Origin of the sequence: Aquisediminimonas profunda, from assembly GCF_019443285.1 — a bacterium.
GTDB classification, from domain to species: Bacteria; Pseudomonadota; Alphaproteobacteria; order Sphingomonadales; family Sphingomonadaceae; genus Aquisediminimonas; species Aquisediminimonas profunda.
On record NZ_CP080327.1, the window covers coordinates 1,476,772 to 1,500,253 of the forward strand.

Annotated in this window: 25 protein-coding genes; 12 read left to right on the forward strand and 13 right to left on the reverse strand. The window is 59.9% G+C overall.

Annotated elements, in window-relative coordinates:
* Positions 1 to 46: 46 nt before the first annotated feature.
* Genes K0O24_RS07360 through K0O24_RS07370 form a run of 3 tightly spaced genes read right to left on the reverse strand, consistent with a single transcriptional unit; the run spans position 47 to position 4,150 of the window.
* The gene (locus K0O24_RS07360) at positions 47 to 1,042 is read right to left on the reverse strand and encodes an MBL fold metallo-hydrolase (RefSeq protein ID WP_219895195.1); all 996 of its coding nucleotides are present in this window, start codon (positions 1,040 to 1,042) and stop codon (positions 47 to 49) included.
* Positions 1,043 to 1,064: 22 nt separating this feature from the next.
* Complete coding sequence (locus K0O24_RS07365) at positions 1,065 to 2,720, reverse strand: thiamine pyrophosphate-binding protein (RefSeq protein WP_219895196.1); 1,656 nt, start codon at positions 2,718 to 2,720, stop codon at positions 1,065 to 1,067.
* Positions 2,717 to 4,150 carry an NAD-dependent succinate-semialdehyde dehydrogenase gene (locus K0O24_RS07370; protein WP_219895197.1) on the reverse strand — a complete coding sequence of 478 codons (1,434 nt, stop codon included), beginning with the start codon at positions 4,148 to 4,150 and terminating at the stop codon, positions 2,717 to 2,719. Before K0O24_RS07370 ends, K0O24_RS07365 begins: the two co-directional genes overlap by 4 nt.
* A gap of 171 nt (positions 4,151 to 4,321) precedes the next feature.
* Here K0O24_RS07370 and K0O24_RS07375 point away from each other — a divergent pair, with 171 nt between their 5' ends.
* The 6 genes from K0O24_RS07375 to K0O24_RS07400 all read left to right on the forward strand — a co-directional run bounded on the left by K0O24_RS07375 (position 4,322) and on the right by K0O24_RS07400 (position 9,099).
* Complete coding sequence (locus K0O24_RS07375; protein WP_219895528.1) at positions 4,322 to 5,242, forward strand: SMP-30/gluconolactonase/LRE family protein; 921 nt, start codon at positions 4,322 to 4,324, stop codon at positions 5,240 to 5,242.
* 25 nt (positions 5,243 to 5,267) lie between these two features.
* Positions 5,268 to 5,966, forward strand: coding sequence for a VIT1/CCC1 transporter family protein (locus tag K0O24_RS07380; RefSeq protein ID WP_219895198.1), 699 nt, complete (start codon positions 5,268 to 5,270; stop codon positions 5,964 to 5,966).
* An 88-nt stretch (positions 5,967 to 6,054) separates the two neighbouring features.
* Positions 6,055 to 6,762 (forward strand): CoA transferase subunit A, encoded by a 708-nt coding sequence (locus tag K0O24_RS07385; RefSeq protein WP_219895199.1) that lies wholly within the window; start codon positions 6,055 to 6,057, stop codon positions 6,760 to 6,762.
* Positions 6,762 to 7,412: a CoA transferase subunit B gene (locus K0O24_RS07390; RefSeq protein WP_219895200.1), complete on the forward strand. Its 651-nt coding sequence runs from the start codon at positions 6,762 to 6,764 to the stop codon at positions 7,410 to 7,412. Before K0O24_RS07385 ends, K0O24_RS07390 begins: the two co-directional genes overlap by 1 nt.
* Before the next feature lie 44 nt (positions 7,413 to 7,456).
* On the forward strand, positions 7,457 to 8,431 hold the full coding sequence (locus K0O24_RS07395; protein WP_219895529.1) for an NAD-dependent epimerase/dehydratase family protein: 975 nt from the start codon (positions 7,457 to 7,459) through the stop codon (positions 8,429 to 8,431).
* Positions 8,419 to 9,099 carry a glutathione S-transferase family protein gene (locus K0O24_RS07400; protein WP_219895201.1) on the forward strand — a complete coding sequence of 227 codons (681 nt, stop codon included), beginning with the start codon at positions 8,419 to 8,421 and terminating at the stop codon, positions 9,097 to 9,099. The genes K0O24_RS07395 and K0O24_RS07400 overlap by 13 nt, the downstream gene beginning before the upstream one ends.
* Before the next feature lie 8 nt (positions 9,100 to 9,107).
* On the opposite strand, the gene K0O24_RS07405 is transcribed toward K0O24_RS07400, so the two are convergent.
* Positions 9,108 to 9,677, reverse strand: coding sequence for a TMEM165/GDT1 family protein (locus tag K0O24_RS07405; protein WP_219895202.1), 570 nt, complete (start codon positions 9,675 to 9,677; stop codon positions 9,108 to 9,110).
* Between the two features lie 84 nt (positions 9,678 to 9,761).
* On the opposite strand from K0O24_RS07405, the gene leuC reads away from it, so the two are divergent.
* The 5 genes from leuC to K0O24_RS07430 are packed head-to-tail and all read left to right on the forward strand — an operon-like array spanning position 9,762 to position 13,412.
* A complete protein-coding gene (leuC, locus tag K0O24_RS07410) occupies positions 9,762 to 11,201 on the forward strand; it encodes a 3-isopropylmalate dehydratase large subunit (RefSeq protein ID WP_219895203.1) in 1,440 nt (479 codons plus the stop codon).
* Positions 11,201 to 11,797 carry a 3-isopropylmalate dehydratase small subunit gene (leuD, locus tag K0O24_RS07415; RefSeq protein WP_219895204.1) on the forward strand — a complete coding sequence of 199 codons (597 nt, stop codon included), beginning with the start codon at positions 11,201 to 11,203 and terminating at the stop codon, positions 11,795 to 11,797. The genes leuC and leuD overlap by 1 nt, the downstream gene beginning before the upstream one ends.
* A complete protein-coding gene (locus K0O24_RS07420) occupies positions 11,794 to 12,795 on the forward strand; it encodes an NADPH:quinone oxidoreductase family protein (RefSeq protein WP_219895205.1) in 1,002 nt (333 codons plus the stop codon). Before leuD ends, K0O24_RS07420 begins: the two co-directional genes overlap by 4 nt.
* Positions 12,796 to 12,850: 55 nt before the next feature.
* A complete protein-coding gene (locus K0O24_RS07425) occupies positions 12,851 to 13,174 on the forward strand; it encodes a DUF1476 domain-containing protein (RefSeq protein ID WP_219895531.1) in 324 nt (107 codons plus the stop codon).
* A 4-nt stretch (positions 13,175 to 13,178) separates the two neighbouring features.
* On the forward strand, positions 13,179 to 13,412 hold the full coding sequence (locus tag K0O24_RS07430) for a BolA/IbaG family iron-sulfur metabolism protein (protein WP_219895206.1): 234 nt from the start codon (positions 13,179 to 13,181) through the stop codon (positions 13,410 to 13,412).
* Here K0O24_RS07430 and K0O24_RS07435 read toward each other — a convergent pair.
* Both K0O24_RS07435 and K0O24_RS07440 read right to left on the reverse strand, forming a co-directional pair.
* Complete coding sequence (locus K0O24_RS07435; RefSeq protein WP_219895207.1) at positions 13,409 to 15,904, reverse strand: ABC transporter permease; 2,496 nt, start codon at positions 15,902 to 15,904, stop codon at positions 13,409 to 13,411. The two genes, K0O24_RS07430 and K0O24_RS07435, sit on opposite strands and share 4 nt — an antisense overlap.
* Positions 15,901 to 16,593 (reverse strand): ABC transporter ATP-binding protein, encoded by a 693-nt coding sequence (locus tag K0O24_RS07440; protein WP_219895208.1) that lies wholly within the window; start codon positions 16,591 to 16,593, stop codon positions 15,901 to 15,903. Before K0O24_RS07440 ends, K0O24_RS07435 begins: the two co-directional genes overlap by 4 nt.
* A 13-nt stretch (positions 16,594 to 16,606) precedes the next feature.
* On the opposite strand from K0O24_RS07440, the gene K0O24_RS07445 reads away from it, so the two are divergent.
* Positions 16,607 to 17,245, forward strand: coding sequence for an arylesterase (locus K0O24_RS07445; RefSeq protein ID WP_219895209.1), 639 nt, complete (start codon positions 16,607 to 16,609; stop codon positions 17,243 to 17,245).
* Between the two features lie 13 nt (positions 17,246 to 17,258).
* Here the strand turns inward: K0O24_RS07445 and K0O24_RS07450 are convergent, their stop codons facing one another.
* From K0O24_RS07450 to infB, 7 genes are all read right to left on the reverse strand, one after another.
* Positions 17,259 to 17,858 carry a 2-hydroxychromene-2-carboxylate isomerase gene (locus K0O24_RS07450; RefSeq protein ID WP_246611167.1) on the reverse strand — a complete coding sequence of 200 codons (600 nt, stop codon included), beginning with the start codon at positions 17,856 to 17,858 and terminating at the stop codon, positions 17,259 to 17,261.
* Complete coding sequence (locus K0O24_RS07455) at positions 17,855 to 18,589, reverse strand: SDR family oxidoreductase (protein WP_219895211.1); 735 nt, start codon at positions 18,587 to 18,589, stop codon at positions 17,855 to 17,857. The genes K0O24_RS07450 and K0O24_RS07455 overlap by 4 nt, the downstream gene beginning before the upstream one ends.
* Positions 18,586 to 18,909, reverse strand: a complete 324-nt coding sequence (gene clpS, locus K0O24_RS07460) for an ATP-dependent Clp protease adapter ClpS (protein WP_219895533.1) — start codon at positions 18,907 to 18,909, stop codon at positions 18,586 to 18,588. The genes K0O24_RS07455 and clpS overlap by 4 nt, the downstream gene beginning before the upstream one ends.
* Positions 18,910 to 19,068: 159 nt before the next feature.
* Positions 19,069 to 19,869 carry a phasin family protein gene (locus tag K0O24_RS07465; protein WP_219895212.1) on the reverse strand — a complete coding sequence of 267 codons (801 nt, stop codon included), beginning with the start codon at positions 19,867 to 19,869 and terminating at the stop codon, positions 19,069 to 19,071.
* 128 nt (positions 19,870 to 19,997) lie between these two features.
* Complete coding sequence (locus tag K0O24_RS07470) at positions 19,998 to 20,546, reverse strand: GNAT family N-acetyltransferase (RefSeq protein ID WP_219895213.1); 549 nt, start codon at positions 20,544 to 20,546, stop codon at positions 19,998 to 20,000.
* A gap of 25 nt (positions 20,547 to 20,571) precedes the next feature.
* On the reverse strand, positions 20,572 to 20,964 hold the full coding sequence (rbfA, locus tag K0O24_RS07475; RefSeq protein ID WP_219895214.1) for a 30S ribosome-binding factor RbfA: 393 nt from the start codon (positions 20,962 to 20,964) through the stop codon (positions 20,572 to 20,574).
* Entirely contained in the window at positions 20,961 to 23,471 is a 2,511-nt protein-coding gene (gene infB / locus K0O24_RS07480; protein WP_219895215.1) for a translation initiation factor IF-2, read from the reverse strand. Before infB ends, rbfA begins: the two co-directional genes overlap by 4 nt.
* Positions 23,472 to 23,482 lie beyond the last annotated feature (11 nt).

Genomic DNA, 23,482 nt, shown 5'->3' on the forward strand with positions numbered 1-23,482 from the left:
TCCGGATCACGTCCGGAGCACAGAATTGGAGGAAGGCGGGGTCGCGTTAGATATTCCGTGCCACGTCCGAGAGTGTCCAGCTTTCACCAGGCTCCAATGTGCGGAAGCGCGCAGGATCAATCCCTTCGCGCGCCAGCGCCGCCATCAGCCGTTCCTTCGGTTCATTGATGGGTTCGTCGGTCAGCTGGAAGACACCCCAGTGGAAGCCCAGCGTCATGGGCCCCTTCATGGTCTTGTAGACCTCCACCGCTTCATCGGGATCCATATGGGCATCCTTCATGAACCAGCGCGGCTCATAGGCACCGATGGGGCAGAGCGAGACATCGATCGTGCCGTGCTTCTGCATCAGCCGGTCAACCCACCAGCCCCCTGCATATCCTGAGTCGCCGTTGAAGAAGATGCGTCGGGCCGGTGCATGGATTGTCATCCCCGCCCAAAGCGCTTCGTTGCGGTCGGTCGACCAGCGCGCCGACCAGTGATTGACAGGTTCGGCCTCTATCCTGAGCGGGCCATGCGTCATTGTTTCGTCCCAGTCGATTTCCACAATTCGGGCATCTGGCGTGGCCTTCCGGATGATGGTGCCATTGCCCAGAGGCGTCACGATTTCCGGATCGAAGCGGCGGACAAGCCGGTCAAGCGTCGTCGTATCCAGATGGTCATAATGATTGTGGCTGACCAGAACGAGATCGATGGGCGGCAGGTCATCGAGGGCAATGCCCGGCGCGCGCACGCGCTTTGGTCCTGCCAGCTGGAACGGGCTTGCGCGGTCAGACCAGACCGGGTCGGTCAGGATATTGATACCGGCAGTCTGGATGAGGACGCTGACGTGACCAATCATCGTCAGTTGAACGGCGTTGCCGTCGACACGCTCCCGCGGGGGTGGGTGAGACGCATTGTCGATCCAGCGCGGCCATTTGGCCCGCTTGCTCCCCAGCTGCCATTTGAGCAGAGATCCCAGACCTTTGCCGCCACTGCGTTGCGGTCCGAAAAAACGCTCTCCGTCGAAATGATCGCTCGGCGGGCCGGAATAGTAGCGGGACATGGCTACAGCCTGGCGCGTTGCGTCAACGACTGGCTCCGCGAAGCACACTGATAGTCGTGCCAGCGCTGATCCGTTCAACGTCGGTCTTGAGATGGAGCAGCCGCAAGCCCTTGTGTTCGAGGGCGCGCCTCAGCGCCGGCGCGAAGTCGGCAGTTGCCTCAACGGTTTCTGCCCACCCGCCATAGGCGCGAGCCAGCGCCGCAAAGTCAGGATTGTGGAGCGTCGTTCCGCTGACTCGCGTCGGATACTCGCGTTCCTGATGCATGCGGATTGTGCCATAAGCGCCATTGTCGATCACAAGCACGAGCATGTCACAGCCATATTGGACGGCAGTTGCAAGCTCCTGCCCGTTCATCATGAAATCGCCATCACCGGCCAGCGCAACCACGCTGCGTTCGGGATGACGCAGCGCCGCGGCGACGGCGGCCGGTGGACCATAGCCCATGGCCCCTGCAGTGGGTGCCAGTTGAGTGCCATGTTTCGGGTGCGACCAATAGCGGTGCCACCAGCCAGAGAAGTTCCCTGCGCCGTTGCAGATGATGGTGTCGGCAGGAAGGACATCCCGCATGGCAGCAACGCACATGCCAAGATCGACGCGCGTATCAAACGGCAATGGTGTGTTCCAGGCCTTCCATTCGGCATGGGCCTCCGCACCTGCGGGTTTTGGCTCTTTTGGTTTCGGCATAGCCGCCGCCGCTCGGGCGAATTCAGGCATCCCGGCGCAAATTGCGAGATCCGCGCGATAGACATGACCCAATTCGTTCGGGTCCGGGTGAACGTGGATAAGGGTTTTTCCCGGGTGATCCGGCGTGACCAAAGTGTAGCTGTCCGTCGTCGCTTCGCCAAGCCGTGCGCCGACCGCCAGGATCAGGTCGGCAGACTTGATCCGGTCAGTCAATTTGGGATTGGGGCCATAGCCCAGATTGCCCGCCCAGACGGGGCAGTCGTTCGCAATGGCATCTTGCCGTCGAAACCCGGCAGCAACCGGGATGCCGTGCGCCGCTGCAAATTCTGCAAAGTCGCGCGCGGCATCATTGTTCCATCCTGCCCCGCCGATGATCGCGACGGGAGATTGGGCAGACGATATGAGCGATGCGAACGTCTCCATTGCTCCAGCGTCGGGAGCCTGTGCAGGGCGGTCGACGCGCGGCCGGTCAACGGCCTCTGCCACTTCAATCAGCATGTCCTCCGGAAGCGCAATCACGACAGGCCCGGGCCTGCCGGACATCGCGACGGAATATGCGCGGGCAACATATTCCGGGATTCTGGAAGGATCGTCGATCCGCGTTGCCCATTTGGCAAGTGGCGTAAACATCGCCGTGAAATCGACTTCCTGAAATCCTTCGCGGTCTCGCATGCCGCGATCCACATCCCCAATGAACAGGATCATCGGCTGCGAATCCTGCATCGCCACATGGACGCCGATGCTGGCGTTGGTGGCGCCCGGTCCGCGTGTCACAAATGCAACGCCGGGCCGGCCGGTCAATGTGCCATCGGCGCAGGCCATATAGGTGACGCCACCCTCCTGCCGGCAGATGATCGTCTGGATTTCGGGGGTGTCGTGCAGTGCATCGAGAACAGCGAGAAAGCTCTCGCCCGGAACAGTGAAGATGCGGTCGCAGCCTTGAATGACGAGCTGGTCAACAAGGATACGGCCACCGGTGCGTTGCTTGGTCATGCCTGATGAATCGCCTTTGTCACGAAATAACTTTCCATCCCCTCTGGTCCACCTTCGCTGCCAAAGCCCGATTCCTTGACGCCGCCAAAGGGCGCATCCGGTGTACCAATGGCAAAGGTATTGATGCCGACCATGCCGCTCTCGATTGCATCGCCCAGCAAGTTGGCCCTCCGGCCATTCTCGGTGAAAGCAAAGGCAGCAAGGCCGTAGGGAAGACGGTTGGCCTGTTCGATGGCTTCATCGAAACTCTCGAACGGCCGGCAGACAGCAACGGGACCGAACGGCTCGTTCGACATGATGTCTGCCTCCTGAGGCACGTCGGCTAGAACTGTCGGCTGAAAGAAATAGCCGTGATCGCCCCGATTTCCGCCAGCAAGAAGGCGCGCGCCCTTGGCCCGTGCGTCGTCGACCAGGGCGCCGATGGCGGCCGGACGTCGGGCATTGGCAAGCGGCCCCATTTTGGTTGCTGCATCGAGACCACTGCCGATTGTCACGTGTGCGGTCCGTGCCGCAAAGCCCTTCACAAAGGCATCATAGATCGTCTGCTGGACGTAGAACCGGGTGGGCGAGACGCACACCTGGCCGGCATTCCGGAACTTCTGGGGCACGACCATGTCGAGCGTCTTTTCGAGATCGCAATCGTCAAAGATCAACACGGGCGCATGTCCGCCCAATTCCATTGTGACGCGTTTGGCGCCATCGGCTGCGAGCTTCATCAAATGCTTGCCGACCGGAACCGAGCCCGTGAAGCTGATCTTGCGGATGATGCGCGAGCCAATGAGGTGCCGGCTCACCATGTCAGGAACGCCAAACACGAGCTGGACGACGTTGGAGGGCACGCCTGCATCGATCAGGCACTGGACCAGAGCCGACGTGCAGCCCGGAGTTTCTTCGGGTGGCTTCGCGATGACCGAGCACCCGGCAGCGAGCGCGGAGGACAGTTTCTTGGCCATCAGGTAAATCGGAAAGTTCCAGGGCGTGAAGCTGGCGACAGGGCCAACCGGTTGCTTGATCACGATTGAACGCTGTCCGGTGGGCCGCACGAGGACACGGCCATAGGCGCGCTTTGCCTCTTCTGCGCAATAGTCGAACAAGGCGGCACTGCTGGAGACTTCGGCCCGTGCTTCCGCGATTGGCTTGCCCTGTTCCAGTGTCAGGAGTGTGGCAATAGCCTCTGTCCTGTCCCGCAGGAGTGTCGCTGCCTTGCGAAGGATTGCGCCACGAGCCTCGACGTCCATTGCGCGCCAGATCTGGAAGCCCTTGTCGGCAGACGCGAGCGCTTCATCCAGGTCGGCAGCGGTTGCCAGCGGCAGTTCGGCTATCGTCTCACCCGTGGCCGGATTGATAACGCCAGACGCGTCACGGCCTTCTCCGATCCGCCAGCTGCCGTTGATGAACAGGCGAAGATCGGCATCATAATGTGTTGGCATGAAATTCCTCGGCAGGGTCAATCTGATGCCGCTGCTCTAGGACATTTTCCTGTCTGACGATAGCCGCTGAAACTTTGAGAATGCACTATCGACAAACCGCCCCGCGCGAAGGCACAGATGATCGACATACGCTCGCAGGTGCGAGTCGAAGGCATTGATTGGGAGAGAGACATGGCGGACTTTGAAATTGTCGCGGAAGGCCTGCGCTTTCCCGAAGGCCCGGTAGCCATGCCGGACGGGAGCGTTATCCTGACTGAAATCGCCAATGGGCGGATCACGCGCGTCTATCCGGACGGACGTAAGGAAACTGTCGCTGAAACAGGTGGCGGGCCGAACGGTCTCGCCCTGGGACCGGACGGAAAGCTGTATTGCTGCAACAACGGCGGCTTCGAATATGTGGAATCGAACGGCTACCTCGCACCTCACGGCATAGCCAATGACTATTCGGGCGGCCGGATCGAGCGGATAGACATTGCGACCGGGAAGGTGGAAGTCCTCTACAAGTCTGGCGATTTCGGCTGCGTCCTGCGCGGACCCAATGATATCGTTTTCGATGCCCATGGCGGCTTCTGGTTCACGGATCATGGCAAGGTTGATTATGTCAAACGCTGCCACGACATCGTCGGCATCTTCTATGCCAAGGCAGATGGCAGCCACCTCGAAGAGGTCATCTTCCCAAGCTACAATCCAAACGGCGTCGGGCTCTCTCCGGATGGCTCGAAGCTTTATGCGGCGGAAACCTACACCTGCCGGTTGACCCAGTTCAACGTGATCGCGCCGGGCAAGGTCGATGACGCCGCGGGTCCTGGCGGCCCCGGGATTCCGCTTTATCGTCCTGCCGGATATAAGTTCTTCGATTCTCTTGCGATGGAAGCAAACGGCAACATCTGTGTGGCGACCATTGGTGAATGCGGCATCTCGGTCGTTTCGCCGCAGGGCGAGCTGGTGGAGTTCGTGGCGACCGACGACATCTTCACGACGAACATCTGTTTTGGCGGCGCAGACATGCAGGATGCCTGGATTACCCTGTCTGGTTCGGGCCGACTTGCCAAGACGCGCTGGAACCGGCCCGGGCTGAAGCTCCAGTATTGATCCGGCTGAAACAGGGGCTGAGACTATGGCCAGAGTGCATCGGGAAGCCCATCTGATTGATCGCATCGGGTGGCTCCGTGCGTCAGTGTTGGGGGCCAATGACGGGATTGTCTCGACCGCCAGCCTGATCATGGGCGTGGCAAGCGCAGGAGCCGATCAATCGAGCATCCTGCTCACGGGAGCCGCAGGGCTGGTCGCCGGAGCCATGTCGATGGCGGCCGGCGAATATGTATCGGTCAGCTCACAGGCGGATTCCGAACAGGCTGACATGGCTCGCGAACGTCAGGAACTTGCAACCGATTCGGCGGCAGAACGGGAAGAACTGATCGGAATTTACCAAAAACGGGGACTGGATCGCGCGCTCGCCGAACAGGTCGCGGACCAGCTCACCGCACGCGATGCATTTGGTGCCCATTTGCGCGATGAGCTCGGCATTGCGGAACATACGATTGCGCGGCCCATTCAGGCCTCGCTCGCTTCCGCTGCCAGCTTTTCAGTGGGAGCGGCATTGCCACTGCTCATGGTTGTTCTCTTCTCCGGTACGGCGCTCACCATTGCCGTGGCACTGGCCTCGATTGCCTTTCTGGCGCTTCTTGGGGGGCTGGGCGCCAAGTTGGGCGGGGCCAGTGTGGTACGGGCGATCGCCAGGGTCACATTCTGGGGTGCGTTCGCGATGGCAGCGACGGCCGGAATTGGTTCACTGTTCGGTACGACCGTGAGTTGATGTAAATGCACTCATCGACAAGATGATTGCATTTGGCAAAACTGCTGCGACTCGCTAACCGCGCCCGACTCCGGGAGGGAATGGACTGATGAAAAAACTCTATCCTGACGCAAAAGCTGCGCTTGATGGCCTGCTCAAAGACGGGATGCTGATTGCGTCAGGCGGGTTCGGATTGTGCGGTATTCCCGAGCGCCTGATCGACGCCATTGTCGAAAGCGGTGTCCAGGACCTGACAATTGCTTCCAACAACGCTGGCATTGATGGCGAGGGTCTGGGCAAGCTTTTGCGCACGCGCCAGATCCGCAAGATGATTTCGTCCTATGTTGGCGAGAACAAGGAGTTCGAGCGGCAGTTTCTCGCTGGTGAGCTTGAGGTCGAATTCTGTCCGCAGGGAACTCTGGCAGAACGCATGCGTGCAGGCGGCGCCGGCATCCCCGGCTTCTATACCAAGACAGGCGTCGGAACGCAGGTTGCCGAAGGCAAGGACGTGAAGACATTCGACGGTCAGGATTATATCCTTGAACGTGGCATCTTCGCCGATCTTGCAATTGTGAAGGCATGGAAAGCGGATGCGACGGGAAATCTTGTCTTTCGCAAGACTGCACGCAACTTCAATCAGCCCGCCGCCACCTGCGGCAAGGTCTGCGTCGTCGAAGTCGAAGAAATTGTTCCGGTCGGCAGCCTCGATCCGGACTGCATCCACCTTCCCGGCGTGTATGTGCAGCGCATCATTGTTGGCGCTCCCTATGACAAGAAGATCGAATTCCGAACCGTGCGCGAAAGGGAGGCTGCGTAATGGCTGAGGCAAGCAAGGGCTGGACTCGCGACGAAATGGCCGCGCGTGCAGCGAAGGAACTGCGCGACGGCTATTATGTGAATCTTGGCATCGGTATCCCGACGCTTGTGGCCAACCATATCCCTGAAGGGGTGGAAGTGACCTTGCAGTCGGAAAACGGGATGTTGGGTATCGGCCCGTTTCCCTATGCGGGCGAAGAGGATCCCGACCTCATCAATGCGGGCAAGCAGACGATCAGCGAGCTTCCCCAATCGGCCTATTTCGACAGCGCGGCTTCCTTTGCGATGATCCGCGGCGGACATATCGACCTGACCGTGCTTGGCGCGATGGAGGTTGCCGAGAACGGAGATATCGCGAACTGGATGATTCCCGGCAAGATGATCAAGGGCATGGGCGGCGCGATGGACCTTGTCGCCGGGGTCAAGAAGATCATCGTGGTCATGGAACACAATGCCAAGGACGGCAGCCCGAAATTCATCCCGGCCTGCACCTTGCCGCTGACCGGCAAGAATGTAGTGGACATGATTATCTCGGATCTTGCCGTGTTCCAGCGTCCGGACCACAATTCGCCATTCAAGCTGATTGAAATGGCACCGGGCGTGACGCAGGACGAAATCGCTGCAAAGACAACAGCGCATTATATTGTTTGACGTGCTTGCAGCGTCGGGACGCTGCAAGTATCGCCAGCGCTGTCATGCGCATCCTTCTGACAGGTTCGTCGGGTTGGCTCGGCCGCTTTCTAGCGCCCACACTCAGACGCGCGGGGCACGATGTTGTGGGACTCGACCTCGCACCTGGCAGCGATACTCAAGTCATAGGAACCGTTGCTGACAGGGCACTGGTGAATCGCACCTTTGTCGACTACGGCATTGAGGCGGTTATCCACTGTGGCGGCCTCCACAAGCCAGATATCGCGCGATATGGGGCGCAAGCCTTCGTCGATGTGAACGTGACAGGCACACTCAATCTTCTCGAAGCAGCAGCAGCGGCAGGCAATGACCGCTTCGTTTTTACCTCGACAACGTCGCTGATGATTTCGGACGAAATTCGCAAGGGCAAGGCTGGCGGATTGCGAGAGGCTGCGTGGCTCGACGAGGAAAGTGGGCCGCTGGCGCCGCGCAACATCTATGGCGCGACCAAGCTGGCTGCAGAAGATCTGTGTCGGCTCTACGCGTCCGATCATCGAATTGATGTGATGGTGCTGCGCACTGGCCGCTTCTTTCCGGAAAATGACGACACCCTTGATGAGCCGAGCGGTCCCAATCTGAAGGCCAATGAATTTCTCAACCGCCGGCTGACGGTCGAAGATGCAGCCGATGCGCATCTTGCAGCACTTGAACGCGCGCCGGGCTTGGGTTTTCAGCGTTTCATTGTGTCCGCGCCTCCTCCATTTGCGCGTACCGATGCCCAAGCGCTCATGGCCGATGCGCGCTCTGTGATCCAAAGATACTATCCTCAAGCGGCGTCGCTCTATGCGAAAAGGGGATGGGCGCTCCCCACGCACATCGACAGGGTTTACGATCCGGGCAAGGCGGAGCGGCTGCTTGGATTCCGTTGTCGCACGGATTTCGGATCAGTGCTTGCAGCTCTGGAGAATGGTGCGCAACTGCCCTTTGTCCATGATGCCGGCTATGTTTCGCCCAAGGAGACGTCCCGATGTACACGCTGATAACCGCCAACCGGAACTATTCGAGCTGGTCGCTGCGGCCTTGGGTGCTGATGAAGGCGTTGGGCATTGCGTTCGAAGATCGGGTCGAGCCCTTCACGAAGCCGGTCAATTATGACGAATTCCGGGCTTTCTCTCCGACTGGTCAGGTTCCGGTCCTGCTTGATGGAGACCGGGTTGTCCACGATTCGCTTGGCATCTGTCTCTACCTGGCCGATCGGCATGCGGGCGTCTGGCCCGATGACAAGGCGGCGAGGGCCTGGGCCCAATGTGCCGTGGCGGAAATGCATGGCGGCTTTGCGGCGCTGCGCAACGCGTGCCCAATGAATGTCGGTGTTCGCGTGCGACCGAAGCCGCTGAGCGATGCCGTTGCGCAAAATGTGCAGAGGCTTCAGGAACTCTGGCCCGAAGGCCTGTCTCGCTTCGGCGGACCCTGGCTGGGCGGCAGCGCCTTCAGCGCGGTCGATGCCTTTTTTGCTCCGGTTGCCTATCGGGTTCGGACCTATGGCCTTGACGTTGGCGCCGGTCAGGCATGGGTCGATCGTGTCATTGCGCATCCGGCCATGCAGCAATGGGAAGCAGAAGCTCTGGCCGAAAGTTGGCGCGAGGCAAGCCACGAGGAGGAATTGCGGGACGCGGGTGATATACTCGCCGACTACAGGATGGGTTGACCGCGTCTCTAGAAAAGGCCTGCAGTCTCCGCTGCGAGCCAGAGTCCGAGCCCCAGGAACAGCAAGGCCGCCACAATCTGGACCGTGCGCAGCGGCACACGTTTGACGAGTTCGTGGCCCATATAGACTGCGGGCACATTGGCGATCATCATGCCGAGCGTCGTGCCCATGGTGACCCACAGGACGCTCTGGAACCGCGCGCCCAATGCGATCGTCGCGATCTGTGTCTTGTCTCCGATTTCCACGATGAAAAAGGCAATGCAGGTCGTGATGAAAGGTCCGAACCGGCTCGCCTTGCCGGCTTCATCATCTGCCTTGTCGGGAATCAGGGTCCATCCAGCCATGGCAATGAATGATGCCGCCACAGCGTAACGGAACCAGGGTCCGTCCAGCAGGGATGCTGCGGTAACGCCCGCAAAGGCAGCCAATGCGTGGTTGGCAAGCGTGGCAGCCAATATGCCAGCGATAATCGGCAAGGGCTTGCGAAAGCGCGTGGCGAGGATGATCGCCAGAAGCTGGGTTTTGTCGCCCATTTCAGCCAGAGCTACGATCAGGGTGGAGGTGAGCAAAGCGTCCATCGACCGGTCGTTAGGGGCTGGTTTTTGATGGCGCAACGATTGCTTCTTTGCGAATCCGAAGAATCCATGCTTAAGGCCCTCGGCATGGCTTCACGACCTCGCACACTGTATGAAAAAATCTGGGACGCCCATGTTGTCGATCAACGTGCGGACGGCACCTGCCTTGTCTTCATCGACCGTCACCTCGTCCATGAAGTCACCAGCCCGCAGGCGTTCGAAGGGTTGCGGGTGGCGGGCCGCAAAGTTCGGCGCCCGGATCTGACGCTGGCCGTGCCGGATCACAATCTCCCGACAACCCCGCGCAAGGATGCAGCAGGAAATCGCTTGCCGATCGCGGATCCGGAAAGCGCGCAGCAGCTTGCCGCGCTTGAACAGAATGCACCTGCCTTCGGAATCCGGTATATCGGTGCGACAGACCGGGAGCAGGGCATCGTTCACGTCGTTGGCCCGGAACAAGGCTTCTCCCTGCCCGGAACCACTATTGTGTGCGGAGACAGCCATACGGCCTGTCACGGCGGACTAGGCGCGCTTGCGTTCGGCATCGGCACATCCGAGGTCGAACATGTTCTCGCGACACAGACGCTGCTGTTGACGCCTTCGAAGACGATGGAAGTTCGGGTTGAGGGTGCTCTTGGTCCTGGCGTAACCGCCAAGGATCTGGCGCTTGAAATCATCCGTCGGATTGGCGCTGCGGGTGGCACAGGGCATGTCATCGAATATACCGGATCGACGATCCGTACCCTGTCCGTCGAAGGGCGGCTGACAGTCTCCAACATGTCTATCGAGGGCGGGGCCCGTGCCGGGTTGATTGCGCCGGATGATGTGACCTTTGCTTATCTCAAGGGGCGACCCATGGCACCGAACGGAGCGGATTGGGACGCCGCTGTGGCCTATTGGCGCACGCTCGTGACCGATCCGGGCGCCACCTATGACCGGACGGTGCTGATCGACGCGGCCGAAATCGCGCCCAATGTCACCTGGGGGACAAGTCCCGAAGATGTGGTCCCGGTGACCGGTGTCGTGCCTGATCCCATGGACTTCGCTGACCCGTCCAAACAGGAGGCAGCGCGGAAATCGCTGGCCTATATGGGGCTGGAACCGGGTATGCGGATGCAGGATGTGGCGGTCGAGAATATCTTTATTGGCAGCTGCACCAACAGCCGCATCGAAGACTTGCGCGCAGCGGCGGCTGTCCTGAAGGGCCGCAAGAAGGCGCCCGGTGTCAAATGGGCCATTGTTGTGCCGGGATCAGGCCTGGTGAAGGAACAGGCCGAAGCAGAAGGGCTGGATCGCATCTTCAAGGACGCGGGCCTTGAATGGCGGGAACCGGGATGTTCGGCATGCCTCGGCATGAATCCAGACAAGGTTCCGCCGGGCGAACGTTCCGCATCGACTTCGAACCGGAATTTCGTCGGCAGGCAGGGACCGGGAGCGCGCACGCATCTGGTTTCGCCGGCAATGGCAGCCGCTGCGGCTGTGACAGGGCGGCTCTGCGATGTTCGTGAACTTGGGGGAGCTGCCTGATGGATCCCGTCAATCATGTGCAGGGCAAGGCCTATCCCTTTGGACGCAAGAACGTCGACACGGATGTCATCATTCCGGCTCACTGGCTCAAGACAATCAGTCGTATCGGCCTTGGGCGGGGCGCTTTCGAAGCGTTGAGGGCAGAGCCCGGCAACCTGTTCGACGATCCGGCCTATGCCGGATCGCCCATCCTCATTGCGGGCGATAATTTCGGTTGCGGATCAAGCCGCGAGCATGCGGCATGGGCGCTCGGCGACATGGGCATCAAGGCTGTCATCGCGCCGAGTTTTTCGGATATCTTTTCAGGGAATGCTTTCAAGAACGGCATTCTGACTGTGGTTCTGCCGCAAGAAGCGGTCGATCGGCTGATGGAGGTCGCAAAGACGGACGAAATCCACATCGACCTCGAAAACCAGACGGTGACCACGCCGTTTCAGGATCGTTTTTCTTTCGAGATTGACCCATTCCGCAAGCAGTGCCTGATGGGTGGGCTTGATGAAATTGGCATGACCATGGCGATGGATGCCCAGATCAGTAATTATGAGCAACGTGCCGCTGCCGCCTGGCCGTGGCAAGCAGGAGGTGCGAACGCATGAAGGCGCTTTTGTCAAAGGCGGTGGGTGGACCCGAAACGCTGGTTCTGGAAGAGGTTCCGGATCCGGTCGCAGGCCCCGGTCAAATCCTGGTTGCGGTGAAGGCCTGTTCAATCAACTATCCAGACGTTCTCATCATTGAGGACAAGTACCAGTTCAAGCCGCCGCGGCCATTTGCGCCCGGTGGTGAGATTGCCGGGGTCGTCGAAGCGGTTGGTGAAGGCGTGACCAAGTGGAAGCCGGGAGACCGTGTGCTTTCGACAGTCGGCAATGGCGGGTTGGTCGAAAAGATTGTCCTTGGCGAAGGACAGGCTTTTGCGTTGCCGCCGGAGCGCAGTTTCGAAGAGGGTGCGTCGCTCCTGCTGACTTACGGCACGACCATCCATGCCCTGCTTGATCGCGGGCACCTGAAGGAAGGCGAAACGCTCCTCGTGCTTGGCGCTGCCGGCGGTGTCGGCATGGCTGCCGTTGAATTGGGCAAGGCCTTTGGCGCGCGCGTCGTTGCCGCTGTTTCCACCGAAGAAAAGGCGGCGGCCGCCAAGGCCGCGGGCGCAGACGAGACGATCCTTTACGGCACAGCTCCATTTGACAAGGAGCAGTCGAAGGCCCTTGCCGACGCTTTCAAGGCGGTGCTGGGTCCCAATGGTGCCGATGTGATTTATGATGCCGTTGGCGGCGATTATTGCGAGCCTGCGCTCCGCTCGATTGCCTGGGAGGGGCGCTATCTTGTCGTCGGCTTCCCGGCTGGCATTCCAAAGCTGCCCTTGAACCTGACGCTCCTGAAGAGCTGCGACGTGTGCGGCGTGTTCTGGGGTGCATTTACGGCACGTGATCCAGAGGCCAATCGTGCCAATGTAGCGCGGCTGTTCCGGCTTTGGCAGGAGGGCAAGATTGCACCACGGGTGACGGAAGTGTTCCCGTTTGAACGTGGCGGCGATGCAATCGCGAAAATGGGTGCCCGCGGGGCTATTGGCAAGCTGGTGGTGCGGATCGGCGATTGAAGCCGACGCTGGTCACGCCTATCTGGGTAAATGGGTTTCGATTGAAGGGATGATGATGACGACGTTCGATGATCGCGAAAAGGCGCAAGAGGCCAAATTTGTTCGCGAAGAGGAAATGGCCTTTCGTGTGACTGCCCGGCGTAACAAACTTTTGGGCCAATGGGCTGCATCGCGCATGGGCCTTACACCGGAAGAAACCGATTCCTACGCCAAGAGTGTGGTTCAGGCCGATTTCGAGGAAGTCGGCGATGAGGATGTGATCCGCAAGTTGCTTGGCGACCTGACGGGCGCTCAGGTCGAGACAAGTGACGAAGAAATCAGGCAGGCGCTTGCCGATATGACGGTCGAGGCACGCCGGCAACTGATGGAGTCGATGTAACACCATGCCAATGGCCGCGGCAGATATTGAGGCGATGATCCGTGCCGCCATTCCCGATGCGACGGTAGAAATCACGGACCTCGCCGGTGATGGGGACCATTATGCTGCCAAGGTGACGAGCGCTGTCTTTGCCGGCATTCCGCGCGTCAAGCAGCACCAGATGGTTTATGCGGCGCTAGGCGGCCGGATGGGTGGCGTGCTTCACGCCCTGCAATTGACTACAGGCGTTCCCGGCTAGAGCGCGCGCAAGGCCGCAGACGGGCGGGCCGACAGCACGGGCAGAGCGCCTATCAGCGCCAACACCAGCGTGCCAACGCCTCCTGCAGCTACGGTACCGATTACGATGGCCAAATCAGGGGCCCATTCGAGTTCGAAGATTCTGGTCACGACATACCAACCCGCAGCACTTCCGATCGCGAGGGCGACAAGCGACAGGATTGTCGCGAGGATCGCATATTCGATCGCTTGCGTCGTCAGCACCTGAAACCGGGTGGCCCCAAGCAGTTTCAGCAGCACGGCATCATAGCTGCGCGACCGTCTGGCGGCAGCAACGGCACCCATGAGCACTGCAATGCCCGCGAGAACTGCCACCGACGCTGCCACAGCAATGGCCGAGCCTAATTGCCGCATGAGGTCGCCAACCTGTGTCACGACATCCTTCACGCGGATCATCGAGACGGAGGGGAATCCGTTGGAGACAGCTCGGCTAATTGCCGCCTCTGATTTGGTGGCCGTGCCGATTGTTGCAGCAAGGGTATAGGGGGCTGCCTCGAGAGTGCCGGGGGAAAAGACCAGCACGAAGTTGAAACCCAATGTGTCCCAGTTGATCTCCCGGAATGACGCGATTTTGGCTTCGATTTCGACCCCCAGCACCGAAATGGTCAGCCGGTCGCCCAGTTTCAGGCCGGTCGCCTTGGCGGCGCGCTCGTCGATCGAGACAAGCGGCGGCCCCGCATAATTGGCAGGCCACCATTGGCCTTCAGTGATCCGGCTGCCTTCGGGAATGGTGCGTGCAAAGGTCAATCCGCGATCGCCTCTCAGGAACCAGGCCTCTTCGGGAACATCCTTCATATCGGCGACGCGCCGGTCGTTGAGCGCGACCACGGGTCCGCGCAGGGTCGGGACAGTCACAACCTCAGCGCTTGGCGCAATGGTGCTTACAGAGGATCGAAAACGCGCTTCCTCATCCTTTGGAATATCGAGTGCAAAGAAACTTGGTGCGCGCTTGGGAATCGTATTCTCAATTGCGGAATTGAGGCTCGTCTGGATCGTTGCGAGTGTTGCAAACAGCGTCAATCCGAGCCCCAAGGCCACGACCAGCCGACCGGTCTGTGCGCCGGGTCGGTGAAGACCGGCAAGGGCCAAGCGCGCCAACGGGGCCCTTGGACGGGGCAGAGCAGCAGCGATGCGCCGGATCAGCCAACCCAGTCCGGCAAGGAGAGCAAGGAGACCAAGGACGGAACCAATGAAGCTCGCCGCAAACATTGGATCTCGGGCCGTGATGATGGCCAATGCAGCGATCAACCCGGCAATCGTGACCATGCCGGCGACAATTGGCCATGAGGGACGCGGGACTGTTTCAACCTGATCGCGGAACAGGCTGGCTGCTGTCACGGCGCGTGCGCGGGCAAGCGGGGCCAATGAGAAGAGCAGAGCAATCAAGAGCCCGTAAAGCGCACCAAGTGCCAATGGGGCGGGGTACACGTCCAGGTGTGGTGTGATGGGCAGGAGGTTGCCCGCAAGCCATGTCACCACCCACGGTACCAGGCCGCCGATCACAAGGCCGGCCATGATGGCAGCCGTCGAAATGAGGATAATCTGGGCCAGGTAGGCTATGAAGATCGTCTGTGACGATGCGCCCAGGACCTTGAGCGTAGCGATGCTCTCGCGCTTGCCATCAAGCCAGGAGGCGACCCCATTGCCAACGCCTATTCCCGCCACGGCAAGGGAGGCGAGGCCAATGAGCGCGAGAAATTGGCCAAGCCGCTCAATGAAGCGTCGCGTACCAGGTGCTCCGTTGCTGCGGTCGCGATAGTCCCAGCCCGCGCCAGCGAATTGCTTGGACAAGGACGCCGTCGCCTTCGCCGGATCGGCCCCGTCGCGCATCTTCACGCGATATTTGCTGGTATACAGGCTGCCCGGCTGGATCAGCCCGGTCGCGTCGACTCCCGCCTTGTCCGCCATGACGACCGGTCCAAGCGTGAAGCCTTCTCCGACCCGGTCCGGTTCTTCGGCAATGATGCCCATAATCCGAAACTGCGCGTCGCCCACGCGGATCTGGCTTCCGACCTTGAGGTCCAGCTTTTCGGCCAGCGCCGGTGCAATTGCGACATCGGTGCCGGATGGCCGGGCAGCAAGAGCTCCCTTTGCCAGGCGCAATCGGCCATAGAGTGGATAATTGGCATCAATGCCCTTGAGCTCGATCAGCAGTGACTGGCTGCCATCAGCCGTTGCTGCCATGGCCCGCATTTGCGTCGTTTCGGAAAGCGTGCCGAAGCGCGCGAACGCGGCACGTTCCTCATCCGTAGCACTCCGCTGCGCGGCTTCCGCCTGCAGGTCTCCACCAAGGATCACCTGGCCTTGTTCCGAAAGGCCAGTCAGGATCGCAGTCGAGAGGCTTCCGATTCCGGCGAGTGCAGCGACGCCAAGAAAAAGGCAGACGGCAAGCAGCCGCAGCCCTGCTTTCGAGCCACGCAAATCCCGCAAGGCAAGCCGAAGCGCTTCCTTCACGCGGAGGCCCTGTCAGAAATGATCCGCCCATCTTGCATCTCGACGATTCGCTTGCAGCGGGCAGCCAGCGACGGATCGTGCGTTATGATGAACAGGGTCGCGCCTGAATCGGCCTGTCGGGAAAAGAGCAGGTCCATGATCGCTGCCCCCGTCCTCGCATCGAGATTTCCGGTCGGTTCGTCCGCGAAGAGGATTTGGGGTCTTGGCGCCAATGCCCGGGCGATTGCCACCCGTTGCTGTTCACCGCCCGAAAGCTGGGCAGGGTAATGCCCGGTCCGCTCTGCAAGTCCAACGAGTGAAAGCTCCTCGCGCGCCCGATCGAACGGCGCGTCCATCCCCGCAAGTTCCAGAGGGACTGCAACATTCTCAAGCGCTGTCATTGTCGGGAGCAGGTGAAACGCCTGCAGGATGATTCCGATCCGACCGCGTCGGGCAAGAGCCAGACCATCTTCATCGAGTTTGCCAAAGTCGGCTCCGGCTATCTCGATGTCGCCGCCTGATGCTCGCTCCAGCCCAGCAAGGACGGCCATGAGTGATGACTTTCCCGAACCTGACGGGCCGAGCAAGGCCACAGTCTCTCCGCTGCCCACAGACAGGTCGATTCCGCGCAGTATTTCGACGCGCGCGTCCTTTTCTCCGAGTGTCAGCGTGACATTGCGGGCATTCATCACAATATGGGGGGAAGGCATTGAGGACTTTCTGATGAAGCGTTTGGTTGCATATGGGTGGGCTTTGGCAATTCTCCAAGCGGTCGCGCTGCTTTTTGCGCAACCCGCCTTTGCCAAGGACAAACTCGTTCTTGCATTCGGTGACAGCCTTACCGCCGGTTACGGCCTGAAGCCCAATGAGAGTTTTCCCGCCCAGCTGCAGGCTGCGCTGATCAAGGGCGGCATTCCGGCGCGGGTGCATAACGCCGGTGTCTCGGGCGATACCAGTGCAGCGGGGCGCGGGCGGCTGGCCTTCGTGCTGGCGGGATTGAAGGCAAAGCCCGATCTCGTGATCCTCGAACTCGGCGCGAATGATATGTTGCGCGGTCTCAAGCCGGATCAGACCCGGGCCAATCTCGACGCCATTCTTGGCGAACTCAGGAAACGCCGCATTCCCGTTATTCTGGCGGGGATGCGAGCTTCGCCCAATCTTGGAAAGCCCTATCAGGCCCAATTCGACCCGATCTTTGCATCACTTGCGAAGAAGCACAGTGCAAAGCTCTATCCCTTTTTCATGAACGGCGTCACGCCAAACCGGTCTCTGCTGATTGCTGACCAGATGCATCCCAATGCGAAGGGCGTGGCCATCATTGTGAAAGGGATCTATCCGCTGGTGGCCGCCGCACTGCGCTAGAGCCGGGCAGGGATCAGCCCAGAGCTGCTGCAACCTGTGCAAGCCGTTCCTTGCCGAACCACATTTCGTCGCCGACAAAGAAGGTCGGTATTCCGAACGCGCCTCGTTCCACGGCACTTGCAGTGTTCTGTGCAAGCTCGGCCTTGATCGCATCTTCGCTGGCACGTTCCAGCAGCCGCTTCCCGTCCACGCCGCCACGATCGAAGGCATTGGCGATCTCTTCAGGATCGGACAGGTTGATGCTGTCTTCCCACATCGCAACCATCATGGCTTCGACGGCCTGTTCGAACACAGCTTCATGTCTGGCAGCAACAATGGCGCGCATAAGCGGAAGTGTGTTGATCGGAAAATGGGGATTCATGCGAAACCTGGTCAAATTGTTTGCGGAGATGAATCGCTGAAACTCAAGCCTGTCATAGGCAAGCTTGGCCGGAACGTCCGCATACACGGCCCAGGGCGGCCGGTTTCCCGTCGCTTTCATCAACCCGCCCAGCAGAACAGGCACATAGCGAGCGACCGCCCCCGTGCGCGCGCAGAACTCGGGCAAAACGCGGTGCGTCAGATAGCCGTTCGGGCCGCCGATATCGAAGAGAAAGTCGAAACTCTTGCTCACCACTTTTCTCCCCAGGGTCGCAGGTCCAGCTCATGGCTCCAGGCGCTTTTTGGCTGCTTGTGGAGCATCACATAATTGGCCGCGATAGCATCGGGCGACAGGATCAGGTCGGCAGCCTTTGCTTCGTCAAAAGCAGGATGCCGACCCTTGATGAATTCCGTGTCAATGCCACCATCAATCACGGTGTGGGCAACATGGATGCCTTTGGGGCCCAGCTCACGTGCCATGGACTGTGCGAGCATCCGCAAAGCGGCCTTGGCCCCCGAAAATGCAGCATAGCCGGAGCCACCCCGAATGCTGGCTGTGGCGCCCGTAAAAAGGATTGTGCCGCGTCCGCGCGGGATCATATGCCTTGCAGCTTCCCGGCCCATCAGGAAGCCCGCCAGGCATCCCATTTCCCACACCTTGGTGTAAACGCGCGTTGTCGTTTCGACGATCGGGAACTGCACATTGGCGCCGATGTTGAAAACCGCCACTTCGATCGGCCCAACCTCAGCTTCAATCCTTTCAAACAGGGCGACCATTTCGGCTTCGTCACGGGCATCGCAAGGAAAGGCGCGCGCCTTATGGCCATTGTCCCGAATGGATTGTGCCAGCCGTTCAAGCTGTTCGGCATTGCGCATACGCCGGTTGACGCATGCCGTCAGTCCTTCGTTGGCAAATGCTCGAGCGATGGCGCCGCCTGTTGCATCCCCTGCTCCGATGATGACAGCCGCTGGCGAAGCGCTCACGCCTTTTCAAGTGTGCACTGCAACGGGTGCTGGTTCTGGCGCGCGAAATCGATCACTTGCGTGACTTTGGTTTCGGCGACTTCATAAGAGAAAATCCCGCATACGCCCACGCCCTTCTGATGGACATGCAGCATAACGCGGGTTGCATCTTCCATGTTCATCCGAAAGAATCGCTGGAGGCAAAGCACGACGAATTCCATCGGCGTGTAGTCATCGTTCAGCATGAGCACCTTGTAGGGTGTCGGCTTCTTCGTTTTGGTCCGCGTACGAGTCGCGATGCCAAGACCAGTGCCCTCGTCACCGTCGCGGCGTTCGGCCATTGCGTGAATCGGGATGTGGGTTTCGCTCATTGTGCACAGAATATGGTATCCTGCCCCATGAGGGCAAGATCGGATTGCAGCAAATCAGCGTAAACAGTGAACAAACGAACGGCCGCCGCAGTTTCCCGCGACGGCCATCCATTGTCTGTTTCGAAGCGCTTAGGCAGCGAGACGGGACTTGATCTCTTCAGCAGCAACCGAATAACGGCTCTGGATCGGCTGGAAGATCTCGCCGACAAGCTTCAGATAACGCTCGCTCGACTTCGACATTTCGGCAACTGCGCCGTCGAACTGGCTGCGAGCGAAATCACCCTGGAGCTTGAACAGTTCGGTAGGCGACTTGACGGCAGCAGCCGACTTGACGAGCGTCGAGGTCGCTTCGAAATTCTTGCGGCCATATTCGGCAGCAGCCTGAGCAGCGGTCTGTGCGCCCTTTGCAGCGATCTTGGCCGACTCGACGAAGGCTTCGATGTTCGCCTTGTTGAACTCGGTCGCGTCCTTGGCGAGGGTGCCAACCTTTTCAAAGGCAGCCTTTGCACGGCTGTTGACGTCCTTGAGCGCTTCGGTGGCCTTCTCGCTGAATTCTGCAGTGGCCTTCTTCATGGTTTCTTCAACCTGCTTTACGGTATCGGTCATGGTCTTCAGTCCTTTTGGCGCGGCAAGGTTCGCCGCTTTGGGTGATGGGATACGCTTTGCCTTGACTGCCTTTGGGGCAGAGGTCTTCTTGGCCTTGGGAGCCGTCTTTGCGGCAACCTTGGCGGCAATCTTCGGAGACGCGGTGACAGGCTTTGCAGCCGGTTTAGCTTCAACCTTGGGTGTGGCGGCAACGGGCGTCGCGACAGGCTTGGCCTCGACCACAGGGGCTACGACCGCAACTTCTGGTTTGGCTTCCGCCACCGGCGTCGCGACCACCGGTTCGACTTCGATCTTGGTTGCCTTGTCGGCGGGAACGCTGGCCATATTGAACTCCACAAATCTATGTTGCAGTGCACAATAGTGTTTCGATTCGGGAATTGCAAGCACTTTTTGTGCAGTGCAACATTTTTCGTAAGGCCTATGCTAATCCGTGATCATGACAGGTCGATGACCTAAGTGTGCGATGCCCATTCTTCGGCAAGAATTGAGAAAACTGCTGTGTCGCGGACATGGCCCGTCCAGGTAATCCGTTCGGCGCGCAAAATGCCCTCTTTCACAGCGCCTAGCTTCAGAACAGCGGCTTGCGAACGGCCGTTGCGTTCATCGATCCGAAATTCGACCCGACGTATCCCGCAGTCAAAGGCGCGGTTGAGCAAGAGTCGCTTGATTCGGCCGTTAATGCCGGTGCCGCGTGTTGCAGGCGCGATATATGTTCCGCCAATCTCTACCGCTTGCCGGTCCAACGCGAAATTGAGATATCCTGACATGCCGATGACGACACTGTCGACAATGAGGGCAAATGGGCTTCGGTTGGGGTTCGCGAGGATCGCGTCGAAGGCTGGATCAAATCCTGCGCCTGTCATGTTTGCTGGATAGATTTGCCAGATTTCCTGGTCAGCGGCGCAGGCTGCGCGCAGCCCTTCGCGATGCTGATCGGCCAACTGCTCGAGGTGAATTTCGCCGTCATCCATCGGGGCGAGCAAAGCCTTCATGTCGATCATTGCGGGCTTTCCATCATATGTTGACTCAGTCGTCGCTGCCGAGATCCTGTGCAACCTGCGGCGCGCGCAACAACTGTTCGATGTGGGTGCCCTCGTCGAAACTTTCGTCAGCCAGGAACTTCAGGCGGGCCGCATATTTCTGGCGCACCCGTGCCGCCACTTCACGTTGCAGATAAGCCGTGTTGGTCCTGAGCGCCTTGATCACGGCGTCCTCGTCCTTGCCAAGCAGTGGCTTCACGAAGACCGTCGCATGCCGCAAATCGGGCGACATGCGAACTTCCGTGATTGATACCGGATGGCTGGTGAGCACATCGTCATGTACTTCGCCGCGCATCAAGATTTCGGACAATACGTGGCGCACCTGCTCGCCCACGCGCAGCACGCGGACGGAGCGGGATTCGTTGGCTTGCAGGCTCACAGCGTCCGTTCGCGCTCCTCGACTTCGAAGGTTTCGAGGAAATCACCCGGCTTGATGTCGGTCGTCGCCTCGAGCGTGATGCCGCATTCAAGGCCGGCGCGGACCTCTGGAACATCGTCTTTGAAGCGCCGGAGCGAAGCGATCGAGCCATTGTAGATGATAACATCGTCGCGCGTAACGCGGGCACGCAACGCTTTGCGAATATAACCTTCGGTGACAAGAAGACCTGCTGCCTTGCCATGCTTGCCCGCCGGGAAGACTTCCCGGATTTCTGCGCGGCCCACAACCGTTTCGAAATATTCGGGGCCAAGCTGGCCAGCCATTCCGGCGCGAATATCGTCGAGAAGGTCATAGATGACATCGTAATATTTGAGGGCGACGCCACTCTTTTCGGCAATTTCCCGCGCCTTGGCATTTGCGCGAACGTTGAAGCCGATAATCGGAGCACCTGATGCCTTGGCCAGTGTCACATCGCTTTCGGTAATGCCGCCAACGCCCGAGTGGAGAACGCGTGCCCGAATGTCCTGGTTCGGAATCTTGGCTAGACTGCCGACAATGGCTTCGACCGTCCCTTGAACATCGCCCTTGATGACAAGCGGATATTCCTGCGCCTGTTTTTCCTTCAACGCCGAGAACATTGATTCCAGGCTGGCTGGTCCGGAGCCTGTGCGCTTCTTCGTTGCTTCGCCAGCGCGATAGGACGCAACTTCGCGGGCGCGCGCTTCGCTTTCGACCACGGACAGCGTATCCCCAGCCGAGGGAACGCCGCTCAGTCCAAGCACTTCAACAGGAAGTGAGGGCCCCGCTTCGGTAATCTGCTGACCCTTGTCATTGACCATCGCGCGAACGCGCCCGCTTTCGGCGCCGACCACAAAAATATCCCCGGTCCGCAATGTCCCGCGTTGGACGAGGATCGTGGCAACCGGGCCGCGGCCCTTGTCGAGCTTGGCTTCAATGACCTTGCCTTCGGCTGGTCGGTCGGGATTGGCTCTCAGTTCGGACAGTTCCGCCTGCAGCTGGATCTTCTCGATCAGCGTATCGAGGCCCTGCTTCGTCTTTGCAGAAACTTCGACTTCCTGAACGTCGCCAGAAAGCGATTCCACGATAACCTCATATTGCAGAAGCTGTTCGCGAACCTTTTGTGGATCGGCCTCATGCTTGTCGATCTTCGTGATCGCGACAATCATCGGTACGCCCGCGGCTTTCACATGGTTGATTGCTTCAACCGTTTGCGGCTTCGGACCGTCATCGGCTGCAACAACAATGACGACAATGTCCGTCACATTCGCACCGCGGGCCCGCATTTCCGTAAAGGCTTCGTGACCCGGCGTATCAAGGAAGGTGATCTTCGACTTGTCCTTCATCGTCAGCTGATAGGCGCCGATGTGCTGGGTGATGCCGCCTGCTTCACCAGCAACAACATCCGTGCCGCGCAATGCATCGAGCAGCGAGGTCTTGCCGTGATCGACATGCCCCATGATCGCTACGACCGGCGGGCGTGCCTTCAGTGTTTCGGGCGCATCGACATCTTCATCATGCACAATGTCGATATCGGCATCAGACACGCGGGTGATGTTGTGGCCGAATTCGGTGACGAGCAGTTCGGCCGTATCCTGATCGATCGTCTGCGTCAGGGTGACGGGCATTCCCATCTTGAACAGCGCTTTCACAAGGTCTGCACCGCGTTCTGCCATGCGGTTGGCCAATTCCTGCACTGTGATGGCTTCCGGAACGCTGACATCGCGGACCTGCTTGACGGCTGGGCCGCCTTGCATGTGGCTGCGCTTTTCCTTTTCGCGCGCGCGCTTCAGGGCAGCGAGTGAACGGGCACGGGCCCCTTCGCCGTCGTCAAGTGCACGGCTGACAGTCAGCTTGCCTGACTGACGACGATCATCAACGCCACGACCTCGGGTTGGGCGTTCGGGTTCACGACGTGGCGGCGCTCCAGCGCCGTGGCGGCGCGGCCGATCGTCATCGTCCGCGATAGGGGCGGCCACTACCGTAGGTGCCGGTGCATTGGCCTCCCGTTCAGCGGCCAGCGCTGCTTGCCTTGCTTCTTCTTCCAGCGCGAGCCGCGCGGCTTCAACCGCCGCTTCTTCAGCCTTGCGGTTTTCTTCTGCCCGGCGTTTCTCGTCTCCGGAGACTTGCTGCTTTGCCTGTTCCTCGCGGCGACGAGCACCTTCGAGCGCAGCCATGCGCGCTTCCTCAGCTTCGCGAAGCAGCTTTTCCTGGATCTCCTTGCGGGAGAGCTGGGGCTCGGCCGGCGCCTTTGGGGCAGGCGGCGGAGGGGGTGGAGGGGGCGGAGGCGCAGCCTCGACCTTGGTCTCGACAATCGGTGCGGCCTCGGCCTCGCCGGGCTTGCCCAGGATGCGGCGGCGTTTGACTTCCACAACAACAGTGTTCTGCCGCCCATGGCTGAAGCTTTGCTTCACCTGGCCAGTCTCAACCGTCCGCTTGATGCCAAGCGGTGCGCGCATTCCCAGTTTCGGCTTTTCCGTATCGCTCATCGATTAACCCA

Bases quoted from the DNA above. Each gene is read 5' to 3' on its own strand.
- K0O24_RS07360 (WP_219895195.1), bottom strand. From the start codon at position 1,042: ATGTCCCGCTACTATTCCGGCCCGCCGAGCGATCATTTCGACGGAGAG.
- K0O24_RS07365 (WP_219895196.1), bottom strand. From the start codon at position 2,720: ATGACCAAGCAACGCACCGGTGGCCGTATCCTTGTTGACCAGCTCGTC.
- K0O24_RS07370 (WP_219895197.1), bottom strand. From the start codon at position 4,150: ATGCCAACACATTATGATGCCGATCTTCGCCTGTTCATCAACGGCAGC.
- K0O24_RS07375 (WP_219895528.1), top strand. From the start codon at position 4,322: ATGGCGGACTTTGAAATTGTCGCGGAAGGCCTGCGCTTTCCCGAAGGC.
- K0O24_RS07380 (WP_219895198.1), top strand. From the start codon at position 5,268: ATGGCCAGAGTGCATCGGGAAGCCCATCTGATTGATCGCATCGGGTGG.
- K0O24_RS07385 (WP_219895199.1), top strand. From the start codon at position 6,055: ATGAAAAAACTCTATCCTGACGCAAAAGCTGCGCTTGATGGCCTGCTC.
- K0O24_RS07390 (WP_219895200.1), top strand. From the start codon at position 6,762: ATGGCTGAGGCAAGCAAGGGCTGGACTCGCGACGAAATGGCCGCGCGT.
- K0O24_RS07395 (WP_219895529.1), top strand. From the start codon at position 7,457: ATGCGCATCCTTCTGACAGGTTCGTCGGGTTGGCTCGGCCGCTTTCTA.
- K0O24_RS07400 (WP_219895201.1), top strand. From the start codon at position 8,419: ATGTACACGCTGATAACCGCCAACCGGAACTATTCGAGCTGGTCGCTG.
- K0O24_RS07405 (WP_219895202.1), bottom strand. From the start codon at position 9,677: ATGGACGCTTTGCTCACCTCCACCCTGATCGTAGCTCTGGCTGAAATG.
- leuC (WP_219895203.1), top strand. From the start codon at position 9,762: ATGGCTTCACGACCTCGCACACTGTATGAAAAAATCTGGGACGCCCAT.
- leuD (WP_219895204.1), top strand. From the start codon at position 11,201: ATGGATCCCGTCAATCATGTGCAGGGCAAGGCCTATCCCTTTGGACGC.
- K0O24_RS07420 (WP_219895205.1), top strand. From the start codon at position 11,794: ATGAAGGCGCTTTTGTCAAAGGCGGTGGGTGGACCCGAAACGCTGGTT.
- K0O24_RS07425 (WP_219895531.1), top strand. From the start codon at position 12,851: ATGACGACGTTCGATGATCGCGAAAAGGCGCAAGAGGCCAAATTTGTT.
- K0O24_RS07430 (WP_219895206.1), top strand. From the start codon at position 13,179: ATGCCAATGGCCGCGGCAGATATTGAGGCGATGATCCGTGCCGCCATT.
- K0O24_RS07440 (WP_219895208.1), bottom strand. From the start codon at position 16,593: ATGCCTTCCCCCCATATTGTGATGAATGCCCGCAATGTCACGCTGACA.
- K0O24_RS07445 (WP_219895209.1), top strand. From the start codon at position 16,607: ATGAAGCGTTTGGTTGCATATGGGTGGGCTTTGGCAATTCTCCAAGCG.
- clpS (WP_219895533.1), bottom strand. From the start codon at position 18,909: ATGGCCGAACGCCGCGACGGTGACGAGGGCACTGGTCTTGGCATCGCG.
- K0O24_RS07465 (WP_219895212.1), bottom strand. From the start codon at position 19,869: ATGGCCAGCGTTCCCGCCGACAAGGCAACCAAGATCGAAGTCGAACCG.
- K0O24_RS07470 (WP_219895213.1), bottom strand. From the start codon at position 20,546: ATGATCGACATGAAGGCTTTGCTCGCCCCGATGGATGACGGCGAAATT.
- infB (WP_219895215.1), bottom strand. From the start codon at position 23,471: ATGAGCGATACGGAAAAGCCGAAACTGGGAATGCGCGCACCGCTTGGC.